This is a genomic window from Fischerella sp. (assembly GCF_013388695.1).
Lineage (GTDB): Bacteria > Cyanobacteriota > Cyanobacteriia > Cyanobacteriales > Nostocaceae > PCC9605.
In genome coordinates this window covers 1-13,474 of the sequence record NZ_JACAEU010000048.1, presented here as the reverse complement: position 1 = coordinate 13,474, position 13,474 = coordinate 1, and the positions used below count along the sequence as shown (strand labels likewise).

At 41.8% G+C, this 13,474-nt stretch carries 8 protein-coding genes and 1 pseudogene; 8 read left to right on the top strand and 1 reads right to left on the bottom strand.

The genetic code is table 11. The features are described 5' to 3' along the window. The 3 genes and pseudogenes from HXY43_RS07465 to HXY43_RS07455 all read left to right on the top strand — a co-directional run. A pseudogene (locus tag HXY43_RS07465) lies at positions 1–2,957 on the top strand (hypothetical protein); the annotation flags it as partial. 67 nt (positions 2,958–3,024) lie between these two features. Further along, positions 3,025–5,673: a filamentous hemagglutinin N-terminal domain-containing protein gene (locus HXY43_RS07460; RefSeq protein ID WP_290881765.1), complete on the top strand. Its 2,649-nt coding sequence runs from the start codon at positions 3,025–3,027 to the stop codon at positions 5,671–5,673. 27 nt (positions 5,674–5,700) lie between these two features. After that, positions 5,701–8,520 carry a CHAT domain-containing protein gene (locus HXY43_RS07455; protein WP_290881764.1) on the top strand — a complete coding sequence of 940 codons (2,820 nt, stop codon included), beginning with the start codon at positions 5,701–5,703 and terminating at the stop codon, positions 8,518–8,520. 236 nt (positions 8,521–8,756) lie between these two features. Here the strand turns inward: HXY43_RS07455 and HXY43_RS07450 are convergent, their stop codons facing one another. Further along, on the bottom strand, positions 8,757–9,347 hold the full coding sequence (locus HXY43_RS07450) for a fasciclin domain-containing protein (protein WP_290881762.1): 591 nt from the start codon (positions 9,345–9,347) through the stop codon (positions 8,757–8,759). Between the two features lie 636 nt (positions 9,348–9,983). On the opposite strand from HXY43_RS07450, the gene HXY43_RS07445 reads away from it, so the two are divergent. From HXY43_RS07445 to HXY43_RS07425, 5 genes are all read left to right on the top strand, one after another. Then, positions 9,984–10,451, top strand: coding sequence for a DUF4870 domain-containing protein (locus HXY43_RS07445; RefSeq protein ID WP_026731218.1), 468 nt, complete (start codon positions 9,984–9,986; stop codon positions 10,449–10,451). Positions 10,452–10,976: 525 nt separating this feature from the next. Beyond that, on the top strand, positions 10,977–12,128 hold the full coding sequence (locus HXY43_RS07440; RefSeq protein WP_290881760.1) for a Gfo/Idh/MocA family oxidoreductase: 1,152 nt from the start codon (positions 10,977–10,979) through the stop codon (positions 12,126–12,128). Positions 12,129–12,276: 148 nt separating this feature from the next. Next, on the top strand, positions 12,277–12,426 hold the full coding sequence (locus HXY43_RS07435) for a hypothetical protein (protein ID WP_290881758.1): 150 nt from the start codon (positions 12,277–12,279) through the stop codon (positions 12,424–12,426). A 60-nt stretch (positions 12,427–12,486) separates the two neighbouring features. Continuing rightward, positions 12,487–12,669, top strand: coding sequence for a hypothetical protein (locus HXY43_RS07430; protein WP_290881757.1), 183 nt, complete (start codon positions 12,487–12,489; stop codon positions 12,667–12,669). Positions 12,670–13,268: 599 nt separating this feature from the next. Further along, positions 13,269–13,474, top strand: a 206-nt coding sequence (locus HXY43_RS07425) for an SH3 domain-containing protein (RefSeq protein WP_290881755.1), incomplete at its 3' end; no start/stop codon positions are given.

The window sequence follows — 13,474 nt, the reverse complement described above, 5'->3', positions numbered from 1 at the left end:
CATTTTTAGCGAGTACAGCCGATAGTCTCGTATTTGATAACAATTTTGAATTTAGCGCCACCAACCCACAAGCACCACCACTTTTAACCGTAAATATTCCCATTGGCTTGCGATTTCGGGAGAATCCGGGGAGTATTACCATTGGAAATAATCAGGAAAATCCCACACCTGAATCGCCTACTCTTCTTGAAGTTCAGCCACAAAAAACTTTGGCGCTAGTAGGCGGTGAGATTAACTTAAATGGTCAGAGACTAAGAGCACCTGGAGGACGAATTGAGTTAGGAGGATTACAAGCTGCGGGAACAGTGGGAATAAATAGTGATGGCAGTTTAAGTTTTCCCGATGGAGTGGAACGAGCAGATATATCTATTAATGCATCGGAAGTGGATGTTACCAGTGGAGGGGGAGGAAGTATTGCGATTAATGCTGGGAATATCAATATCCTCGGTGGTAGTGACATTTGTGCTGGGATTGGCGCAGATGGGGCTTGTGGTGGACTAGCATCAGATTTTGGTTCTGTGGGAAGTCAAGCAGGAGACATCACGCTGAATGCTTTGGAAAATATCACGATCGCCGATCCATTCAGCGATATTAACAATCAGGTGAATGCTAATGCAGTTGGTAGCGGTGGCAACATCAATATCCAGGCTAGATCATTGTCTTTAACAAATGGTGGAAGAATAAGTTCCAGCACCTTTGGACAGGGAAATGCAGGCACAGTAAATATAAATACTAGTGATACTGTCTCCTTGGATGGTGGAAATAGCGGAAGTTTTATATCCAATAATGTAGGGCGTGGTGCTGTTGGTAACAGTGGGGAGATAAATATTACAACAGGTTCATTTTTTGCAACCAATGGCGGTCAAATACAATCTGGTATAAATGGAGGAGGAGAGGGAAATTCAGGAAAAGTAAAAATTGTAGCTCTTGATACTGCTTCTTTTGATGGACGCAGACAGGGCAGATTTCCTAGCGGTATCTTCACTAATGTACGAGAAGAAGCTCAAGGCAATAGTGGCGGTATTGATATCACCACTGACTCTCTATTCATTACTAATCGCGCTCAACTAGCCAGCAACACCAGGGGAAAAGGAAATGCAGGAGATATAGTTATAAATGCTCCAAACCAAGTATTTTTATCAAACTCCATTATTATTAGCGAGGTTACAGAGAAAACTGGTGTAGGCAATGGAGGTGATATTAAAATCACAACAGGTTCCCTTTTACTCAAGGATGCTTCAGCACTGCTTGCTGATTCAGAAAACATAGGGAACGCAGGCAATATTATTATTGATGCTCGTGACTCTGTAATTCTTGAAGGTCAAGGCCCTAGCGCTGGTAACATTAATGACATTGTTCCTAGTCAAATTAGTAGTACTGTCGAGACGATAGAATCTACGACTACAGGCGAGGGAGGTAATATTAGTATCTCCACAGGATTGCTCTCCATCAAAGATCGAGGATTTATAACTTCCTTTACCGAAGGAAAGGGAAATGCAGGTGATATAACAATTAATGCCCGTGATATTCAACTCAACGACAATAGCATCTTGAATAGTGGTGTGAGAGCAGGAGGCGAAGGAAAAGGTGGTGACATTAATATCAAGACTGATTCACTCTCTTTAAGAAATGGCTCTCAGATTAATTCTTTCATTTTTGGGCAAACAAGAGATAATCGGGGGAATATTATTCCTGCTGGTCGGGGAGATGCTGGTAATATCAAGATTACTGCTTCTGATACCATCACCCTTTCTGGAGTTAGTGCTGATGGTTTTTCCAGTGGATTATTTGCTATTGCACAAAGAGGAACATCAGGTTCAGCAGGAGATATTTCTGTTCAAACTGATAACCTGAGAATTACAGGCGGTGCAGTTATCAATGCTACTACTTCCAATGCTAGTGATGGCGGCAATATTTTCATTAATGCGAGAAACTTTGAAGCACTCAATGGTGGACGAGTAGTTACAGCAACTCGTAGTACTGGTAACGCTGGGACAATAACATTTAAAGTTACAGAAGATATGACTATTTCTGGCTTTAATGGGGAATTTGCCAGCGGTATCTTTGCCAACACATTTGAAGGTTCCACAGGAAAAGGCGGTAGCATTTTCATCGACCCCAAACAAGTCACAATCAAAGATGGTGGAACTGTCACAGCAACCAGTGCTGGTACTGGGGAAGCTGGTAATATAACGCTTGAAGCTGATAATCTTACCCTGGATAGGGGAACGATCACTGCTGAAAGCGGTAGCGCCACAGGCGGCAATATAAAGCTAGATATCAAAGATTTATTGTTACTGCGTCGTAACAGTCAAATATCTGCCACTGCTGGCAGAGAGCAAGGTGGCGGCGATGGCGGTAATGTCAACATTAACACTGGCTTTCTCGTAGCTTTCCCCAAGGAAAATAGCGATATCACAGCAAACGCATTTACTGGTAGCGGAGGTAGAGTCGATATCCAAGCAGAGGCTATCTTTGGCATTGAACCGCGCGATCGCCCTACATCATTGAGTGATATTACCGCTAGTTCGGAATTCGGTATATCTGGTACTGTCACCCTCAACACCCCAGATATTGACCCCAGCAAAGGGTTAACAGAACTACCAGAGAATGTCACAGATCCGAGCGATCGCATTGCCGAAAATCCGTGTCAAAAAGGGGTTGGTAGTGAATTTATCATCACTGGACGTGGTGGTTTGCCAAGTAGTCCCAATCAAATTCTCAGCAATGACAACATTCTCGTTGATTTGGTAGAGCCTACCACCAGTACAAGCAGTTCCCAAGGTGCAAATATTAACCTCAGCATAACTAGTCCTAGTGCCAAACGGATTGTCCCTGCACAAGGATGGGTGTTGAACAACAAAGATGAGGTAGTGCTTGTTGCCTACGATCCCACTGCTACTAATCTGACGCAACGCAGTTTAGGAAAAACCGCTGCTTGCCTTGCCCCTTTTTAAAAGTTATAAATTTTCCAATTTCAGGAGGTGTTTAATAAAAAACAGAGAAAAACAGGGTATTACTAGTATGCGATCGCTCTTTTTTATCTCCTTATTCCTAGCAATCTTAGGCAACCTTGCACCTTTGAGTAAGACCGCAGCGCAAGTTCCTCCAATTGCTGCTGATGGAACTTTATCTACTACTATCACTAGCTCTGATGGCTCAAATTTTACGATTGATAATGGCGATCGAGCCGGAGGAAACCTTTTTCACAGCTTTAGCCGATTTTCTGTGCCTACCAATGGTTCAGCAGTTTTCCAAAATCCTACCGATGTGCAAAATGTGATTAGTCGGGTAACAGGTGGTTCTTTATCCAATATTGAGGGATTGATTAAAGCCCAAGGAAATGCGAATATTTTTTTACTTAATCCAGCTGGAATTGTGTTTGGAAAAGGTGCTCGTTTAGAAGTTGGTGGTTCTTTTTTCGCAACTACAGCTGACAGTTTTATATTTGACAATGGGTTTGAATTTAGTGCCAGCAACAAGCAAGTACCGCCACAGTTAACTATAAATATTCCCATTGGCTTGCGATTTCGAGATAATCCCAGCAGCATCACCAATCAATCTGTTGATTTTCTGGTAACTCCTGGCAACACCTTAGCACTTGTGGGCGGTAATGTGCAGCTTGATGGGGCACGCTGGCTGACTCCAGGGAGTCGTGTCGAGTTAGGAGGAGTATCGAGTGCGGGGACAGTGGGACTAGAAATAAATGGCAATGCTCTGCGTTTAAGTTTTCCTGATGGACTGGCACGAGCAGATGTATCCCTGACCAAAGGAGCAGAAGTGAATGTACGCGCTGGCGATGGTGGTAGTATTGCTGTCAATGCCCAGAACTTAAAGATGGCGGAAGGAAGTAGGCTGAGGGCTGGGATTGCATCAGGATTTGGTTCGGTTGACAGCAAGGCGGGAGATATTGACATTAACGCGACAGGAGCAATTTCTCTTTCTGGTAACAGTTTGATTGCCAATGCGGTTTTATCAGGAGGTGTGGGTAAAGGGGGTGACACCAACATTAAGACTGGATCGCTTTTCTTGACCGATGGTGCTCAAGTGATTGCCTCCAGTTTTGGACAAGGAGATGCTGGCAAAGTGACGATCCAAGCGAGCAATGAAGTCTCCGCCGATGGCTTTACTAACAACGGATATAGTGGTGCATTCAGTACGGTGGCTCAAGGAGCTGTGGGCAACAGTGGTGGTATTAATGTCTCGGCAGAATCGCTCTCTTTAACTCGTGGTGCCGTATTAAATGCCGGTATTTTTGGAGAAGGGAAAGCAGGCAACGTAAATATTGATGTGCGTGATGGCGTCAATATTGCTGGAGTAGAAAATATTCCTGAATTCAACAATCCTTTTTCTAGTGAAATTGTCACCGCAGTGTTCGAGACAGGCAAAGGAAACGGTGGCGATATTAATATTAAAGCTCGCTACCTTACCCTTTCTGATACCGCGAGAATAGACCCGATGGTGTATGGAGAAGGAAATGCAGGTAGCGCCTTTATTGAAACTAAGGATTTTGTCTCTCTCTCCAGAGCTGCTATCTATAGCAGTGTCAGTTTCAACGGCATAGGTGATGGTGGCAACATTAAAATCAAAACAGGAACACTTTCCCTTATTGGTAATGAAACTTTCCCGAATGACACTTTCCTCAGTGTTAACACTTTTAACCAGGGAAATACTGGCAGCGTGTTTATCGAAGCAGATGCTGTTTACATTTCTAAAGGCGCCAGCATTGAAAGCAATGTATACGAGAATGCAGTTGGTGATAGTCGCGATATTAATATTACCACTGGCTTACTCTCTTTGACTGATGGCGCTAAAATCTCTGCCAATAGCGAAGGAAATGGAGCAGCAGGGAACATTAAAGTTTTTGCCGACTCTATCGAACTGGACAACAAATCAACTATTAGGGCTGAAACTACAGGGAAGCAGGGTAATATCAGTCTGCACTCTGGAAACTTGGTGTTGCGTCGTAACAGCAAAATCACTACTAATGCTACAGGCACTGCCACGGGTGGCAACATCACAATTGATACGATTAATCTAGTTGCTTTTCCTGATGCAAACAGCGACATAACCGCCAATGCTTTCATTGGAAGCGGTGGAAAAATCACAATTAACACTCAAGGTCTGTTTGGAATGGTCACACGCTCTCGGGCAGAACTGGAGCAACTTTTGAACACAACAGAACCGACACAACTAGACCCAACAAAGCTACCAACTAATGACATCACTGCCATTTCGCAACAAAATCCGACTTTGAGTGGCACTGTTACAATTAACACCCCAGATATTGACCCCAGCAAAGGGTTAACAGAACTACCAGAGAATGTCACAGATCCGAGCGATCGCATCGCCGAAAATCCGTGTCAAAAAGGGGTTGGTAGTGAATTTATCATTACTGGACGTGGTGGTTTGCCAAGTAGTCCCCATCAAAACCTCAACAATGACAATGTTCGCGTTGATTTAGTAAAACCTGCTGCCAGTAGCAGCAATTCCCAAAGTGCAATTATTAACCAGCCAATAACTTATACTACTTCCAAACAGATTATCCCTGCACAAGGCTGGGTGTTGAACAACAAAGGTGAGGTACTGCTTGTAGCCTATGACCCCACAGCTAAAAATCTTCCCCAGCGCACTTCTTCCAGAAAAAATGCAGTTTGCCCTGCACCTTTTTGATATTTTTTTATTATCAAGGAGTATAGTATGCGCCTAAAAAATAACGTATTTATCCGGAAGCTAAATAACTGGCTGAAAAAAAGTTATAAAAGGCGATCGCTGTTTTTGGCAACTTTGCTGTTTATCTTCTCAGCAGCAACTCCAGCTGTAATTGCCACAGTTCCCCAAGCAACCCCAATTGTCCAAACTCAGCAGAATGCCCAACAACAAGCTAATCAAGCCACGCAATTATATCGCTCTGGACAGTTCCAAGAAGCAGCAGTTGCTTGGGAAAAAGCAGCGGCTGGTTTTGCTAGCCAAAAAGATGGCTTAAATCAGTCAATGGCTTTGAGCAATCTTTCGCTGACTTATCAACAACTGGGACAGTGGGATAAAGCCACAAAAGCTAGCGAAGATAGTTTAGCAGTGCTAAAAACTCAGCCAAACAGCCAGGAAAAATTAAAAATTACAGCCCAAGCCCTAGACATTAAAGGTTATTTACAAAGGGAAACAGGACAAGCAGCAGATGCTCTCGATACTTGGCAAGAGGCGACAAAAATCTACAGCCAAACTAATGAACCAACCAAACTAGCCCAAAGCAGGATTAACCAGGTTCAGACTATGCAAGATTTGGGGCTTTATCCCCGCGCTTGCAAGACTTTGTTAGAAGTATTAGATAAACAAATAGGAGTGACAAATTGTCAAGAATTAAGTCAATTAAGTTCACAAGAATTAACAGCAAAGCTGCAAAAATTTACTGACGAATCTCCTTCTTTAACCTCAGTAGTGGGCTTGAGAAGCCTGGGTGAATTGCTGCGATTTATCGGTCAGCCAGAACAGTCTGAAATCGTCTTGAAAAGCAGTTTAAATCTAGCGCAGAGATTGAACTCTCCCCAAGAACAAGCAGCCACCTATCTGAGTTTAGGCAATACATTTAACACCTTAGCTGAAAGCGAAAGAGTACGCCGCAGACGAGAGAATTATGACCAACAAGCATTAGATGCTTATAGCCAAGTAGTAAAAATTGCTACTTCACCAACCATGCGCCAGCAAGCGCAACTGAATCAATTGAGCCTCTTGCTAAAACTGAAAAGAGAGTCTGAAGCAAAAGCTTTATGGTCATCCCTGAATTCTCAACTTGCGAACTTACCCCCCAGTCGCACAGGAGTTTATCAGCAAATCAACTTTGCTCAGAGTTTAGTGAAGTTAGGGTCAACAGATAACTTCCAGCTCAAGCAAAACTCTCAACTCCCGAGTTTTGATGAGATTGACCAGATTTTAGCTAAGGCTACTACCCAAGCCAGAGGTTTGGGAGACAAACAAGCCGAAGCCTATGCGGTGGGAAATCGTGGCGCACTGTATGAACAGAGGGGCACTCCGGAGGATTTGTCTCAAGCCGAAAAATTCACAAAACAGGCTCTGGGTATAGTTTCTAGCGTAGAAGCGCCGTATATATCTTATCAGTATTTCTGGCAACTAGGCAGGATACGCAAAGCACAAGGAGATATACCAGATGCGATCGCAGCTTATACCAAAGCCTACAATGCCCTACAATCATTGCGTAGTGATTTAGTAGCAGTCAATCCAGAAGTACAATTTTCTTTTAGGGATAGTGTTGAACCAGTTTACCGACAATTAGTCGAGTTAGAGTTGGAGTATGCTAATTCCCTCAAAACAGCTGGAAAAAACGAGGAAAGTCAAAAACAAATAACTCAAGCCCGGAATGTGCTTGAATCTCTACAATTGGCTGAACTCAACAACTTTTTCCGGGAAGCATGTGTAGAAGCAAATCCCAGACTAATTGATGAAATAGACACTACCGCCGCTGTTATTTATCCGATTATTTTGCAAGATCGGTTAGAGGTAATTCTCAGTCTCCCCAATCAACCCGCACGCCTTTACACCACCAAAATTACTCAAAAAGAATTGGAAAACACTCTAGAACAGATGCAGCGTTTTCTGAGAGTTCCTCCAACTCAAATCCAGGGAGTTGCCCAAACTGAAGTCCAAGAATTTATGCCCCTCTACCAACAAGCATATAACTGGTTGATTCGACCCCTAGAGAAGGAGTTAGCAAAAACTCAAGTTAAAACTCTAGTGTTTGTCTTGGATGGAGAGTTACGGAATATTCCCATGTCTGTACTGCACGATGGCAAGCAGTATTTAATAGAAAAGTATGCTGTTGCCTTGACACCTGGTTTGCAACTAATCAACCCAAAACCGCTAGCAAAAATTGATATTAAAGCCTTAACAGCAGGATTAAGTCAAGTTCGCAGTGATTTGCCAGCGCATCAAGGCTTTGAACCATTGCGTTACGTGCAATCAGAAATTGAACAAATCAACAAACTGGGAGTGTCAGCTAAATCGCTGCTCAACAATAAATTTACTAGCAAAGAGGTTCAAAGCGAGATTCTTGATTCTCCAGTTCCCATAGTCCACCTGGCTACTCATGCTCAGTTTAGCTCTAATGCTGAAGATACCTTTATCCTCTTTTGGGATAGACGCATGAATGTTAAACAATTGGGTAACTTGCTGCAAAATAACACACTGGATTCCCGCAGACCGATAGAATTGTTAGTTCTCAGTGCTTGTGAAACAGCCATTGGCGATCAACGCGCTGCTTTAGGACTTGCGGGAGTGGCAGTAAGGTCTGGTGCTCGCAGTACACTAGCAACATTGTGGTCAGTCCAAGATCAAAGTACTGCTAAATTCATGGGTGAATTGTATAGCCAGCTAGAACAAGCCAAGAAGACTAAAATCAGCAAAGCACAAGCAATCCAGCAGGCACAACTGTCACTTCTTAAAGATCAGCAGTACAGCAATCCCCATTTCTGGGGGCCATTTGTGATCGTAGGTAACTGGCAATAAGGGATTGCCAATCTTGTGGGGCGGGTACCTTGCCTGCCCAAACCAAACGGCTACTCGTGTCCCCTACCTCCACAATAAAAAGATGTTGGGTCTGATTACTTCGACCCAACCCACAAAATTTATTCCACTAAATTAGAACAGAGGCGCTAAAACTCTCTCGGTGCATTACGCTGAAGCTAACGCACTTACCAAAATTTCGGGTTTTATTTAGTTGACTTAACTTAGCGAGAAGCAAACTAAAAATCAGACGGTAAAAGTAGTCTGTCAATTTCAACAATCACACCATTTGTGGTGGTGGTAGAAGGATGCTTGGCATTAGCATCATTTAATTTGACTGTGCCATCAGGAGTATCAGTGATCTTGACTTGACTGCCTTCGAGAGTTTTGATTAAGCCACTATTTACCTGTTCAGGAGTGATCTGACCAGATATCAAATGATTTTTCAAAACTTTAATACGGTTTTCTGGCTTGCTATATTGCTTGAAAACATTATCAGGTAAAGCATTAAAGGCTTCATCTGTAGGAGCGAAAATTGTGAAATAACCAGGTTTCTTGAGCGTGTCGAAAAGACCTGCTTCTTTCAACTCATCAACAAGATTGGCATATTTGCCATCCTTCGCAAGGGTATCAGCAATAGTGCTGTTGGAGTTGCGATAGGGATAGTTCCTATAAGCAGAGGGTTGAAATAAGGCTAAGCGTGGATAAAAGAATTTTCTGGCTAGGACGGGAGAAGCAATCATGGTTGTGACGCCAATAATGCTGATTAACCAAGCCAATTTGACAAACAATTTTTTGCCATTAAAGGCATGAGAAGTTCGAGGAAACATAGGGCACCTATGGTAACTCTATTTTTATGCTAATACTACAAGGAATAAATAGAATATTTCGGAAAAGTTTATAGATATTTCTATATAGTTATTTGTATGTTCTCAGATTGGTAGGCTGATTGCATCAATGTCTGGATGCAATTAGTCTCAGTAGTCGGTTATTAACTGTATATACCAGAATACTTCACAATAAATCTTTACCTTTCTCCTCATCCTCACTCTCTCTATGATTGGGAGGCGGAGTGTTGAAGAAGCACAACCAGGGATTGTCTTCTTTCGCCAACTGGCGATCGCAGTTTAATTACACGGACTATTGATAATACCACAACCCGAAGCGGAAACTAGCATTTGGCTGTGTGAGTTGCCGAACACCGCATGAGGAGTACCTATACCCTGTGGTTTTCAACTCAGACTGCTCACCTAAGAATTACAGCCTTTCCTCAACAACAGAAATAAGCCACTACTGCCGCACAACAGCGTAGCTTTGGAACCTACTGAAGGTATAGTTCACCAAATAGAACCTTTTCCAGAAAACTGCGATCGAGAAATTCTGAGATTTTAATCTCTTATGCAGATTTTTTTATAGACATTATGGTGGAGAATGTTGAAGAAATTTACCAACAAAAATAAATAGCCATGAGAGACAATCGCAACAAGCAAATACGTATATGGGCAATGCTGTGTCATCTCTCGGCTTTATTGTGGATACCATTAGCTTTATTAGTATTTCTGGGAATTCCCTTGTATCTGCCATTGCTAAATATCGTGGGGCCGTTGGCTATTTGGCGATGTAAAAAAGCACAAGACCCCTGGATAGATTTTCAAGGAAGAGAATCTTTAAATTTTCAACTTTCACTGACGGTTTATACTTTAGTTGTTATTATAATTTCCTTATTTTTAGTTTTTACGACTTGTGGTGTAGCCTTAACGAATCATATGGTTTCTAGACAATTAGAAACTATTTTTAATAGTCTCTTAACTATTTTAAGCATACTTATATCAATATTAATGTTATCGCAATTAATTTTAGTAAGTTTCGCAGCTATTAAAGCTTATAAAGGTCAACATTTTCGCTATCCTTTGACGATTAGATTTTTGAGGTGAATTATTTGGGCTTTTGGCTCTTATTCTATAGGACTAGTATTTGATTTTTGGGCGTTGCATAATTGCGGGATGATTTTGGAATTTGTACCAACCACAATCACCGTGTCCCCGTGTTCCCGCGTCTGGTGCGTCAGCCTCATTCATCCCATTATTCAGCAACGCCGATTTTTGAAAAGATACGTAGGGGAGGCAAAAAGGGTGTGGATTTTCCTCCCCCTTTATTGCTGTTGCGTTAGCCTTTGGCGTAACGCACCATTCTATGTTTTTGGTGCCGTACTCTCGCCGATCGCACACCCTACGTGTACTTAGTGCGATCGCAATCTCTTTTTGGGAATCATAACAGCAAATTGCTTCCTTGCACTTTCAAATAAATTCGTGAATCAGTATTGGAACCAGATTAATCAGTTTTTGAACCTCGTGAATCAGTTTTTGAACCTTGTGAATCAGTTTTTGAACTTGGTTGACTGAGTTAACGAACTCGCGCGAGTATGAAAAACTATCAGATGAGGTTATTTAAATAAACTTATGTCATCTATGCCACAGGTTGCAACTTTTGACCACAATCCAGCTAAAGCGCAACTCATTGGCGTTGCAGTTGTCGGCACAGGATTTGGTCAAAAAGTCCACATTCCTGGATTCCAAGCCCATCCCCGTACCCAGGTAGTTGCTGTTTATCACCGAGATTTAGAAAAAGCCCAAGCCATAGCACAATCCCAAAATATTCTCTATGCCTGCAATACAATTGCAGATATTGTTTCTTTAAGCGAAGTGCAAGCAGTCAGCATCGCCACACCACCATTTTTGCACTACGAAATGGCTAAGGAAGTTTTGCAAGCCGGAAAACATTTGTTACTAGAAAAACCTACAACTCTAAATGCCGCTGAAGCGAAAGAACTTTACTATTTGGCAAAATCAAAAGGCGTTACTGCAACTGTAGATTTTGAATTTCGATTTGTACCAGGATGGCAATTATTTTCTGAACTTTTATCACAAGGGTATGTAGGGAACAAACGCTTGATTAGAATTGATTGGTTGGGTTCTTCTCGTGCTGATGCTTCCAGACCTTGGAATTGGTATTCGCAGAAAGATAAAGGAGGTGGCGCACTAGGGTCTTTGGGTTCCCACACCTTCGATTATATTCACTGGCTGTTTGGATCGGTACGCAGATTAAACGCCCATTTAATTACCGCCATAACCCAACGACCAGATCCCAACACAGGCGAATTAAAGGCAGTAAACACCGATGATACTTGCATGTTGACGCTAGAATTGGCAGATAGTACACCTTGTCAGGTTTCCATCAGTGCGGTTGTACATGCACAACGTACTCATTGGGTAGAAGTGTATGGCGATCGCGGTACTCTAGTTTTAGGAAGCGAAAATCAAAAAGACTATATACATGGTTTCCGTGTTTGGGCATCCCAGCCCGGTAAACAGCTAACAGAAATAGAAATTCCTAATAGATTAGTATTTCCCAAAAATTATGCTGATGGTCGCATTTCTGCGTTTATCAGAGTGGTAGACCAATGGGTGCAGGGAATTGATAGAGGAGAGGAAATAGTTCCATCCTTGCGAGAAGGGGTTTATTCCCAGTTGTTGATGGATTTATCTCATGAATCAAATATGACATCAAGCTGGATAGATATACCCAGTTTGGAAGAATTTCTGGGAAGTTAATATTTAATATTCAAGGGTCAAGGTCTTAGAGTTTCCTTCCCTTGATTAAAAATCACCTGATCGGATGAGCCTATAGGATGAAGTCAAATTATTATCTTTTATCTTAACCTAAGTAGTAATCCGCAATAAGTAATCACTAGGTTTGGCTATGAGCGAACCAGCAAGTGCAGATATCAAACAAGCATATAAAACGACAGCAGAAATGGCTTTTGTTATAGCTCAAGCTTTAAGTAAAATCAAAGATGAAAGGGTGATAGATGAAGTGATCGCTAGACTATTCAAAGATGGCGATAACTAATATCATGTCCGCTCAAACATTTATATTATGCGCCCGTGTCGGTAATAGGTAAGTAAGTCAGTGGAAACAAATCAAGCTATGTTACGAAATATAAATATGCTTGAAACCCTTACCAATGACCCTTACGGGTTCGCCAACAGCGAGTGGGGGAACCACGGCGCTCTATGTGCGGACGCAGGTTCCGCACCCGCGCCTCCCCAAGACCTCGCTGGCTCACCAATGACTAATGACGACCTTAACTAGTTAGCTTTATTTGTACCGACCTACTTAATGTGTAATGAAAAATTAGTAATGAGTAATAGACATCTCCAGAAATTAAATATGCGATTGTCAAAAAACTTGTAGAGACGTTCCATGGAACGTCTCTACATTCTTTTTCACCGATTTCTAATGAGAAGATGCATGTAATCAGTTCTTCTGGGTGGAATATAAAGTTATAAAAACTCATGAAACAGACATAATATAAAGGAATTTTTTCAAAAATAGTCCAAAATTGTCTACTGTACTTCACTTCATCTCTACAATCTACAGTAGAAACTTTATTTAATGTGTACTTACAGCATTTTTCAAGCGGATAGAATATATGTCTAAAGACATATGTTTAGAAATTACTCCGTAAGAGAGATGAATTTTTATTAGCAATACAGTAAATATATAGCATTATCAAAAGTTGTTCAAATAATTGCGTTTCTAGTTAGAGCATGATATTTTGAAGTTCAAGTATATTTGCTTAAATTAGGTTTGCTTAGCCTGGAAATTCTGTTAAGCAAAGTCAGTAAAATGCAAGTTTTTTTTTAATTCAAATTTGGCATTTATCTGGCAATTATTTGGAGTAATCTAAAATGCAATTTCAACGCTTGGCCAGTGCATTTTTTATTTCAGGGTGTGCATTGGCTACTGTTTCGTGGTTTGCTGCTATAGCTGGTGAGGTTGCTGTAGTAACAGCAAAGTCACTCAATGTACGCACTGGTCCTGGCAATGAGTATCGCTCGACTTACGTTCTCAGACAGGGCGATCGCGTCGAAATCATCGAACGCAAGGGTGAGTG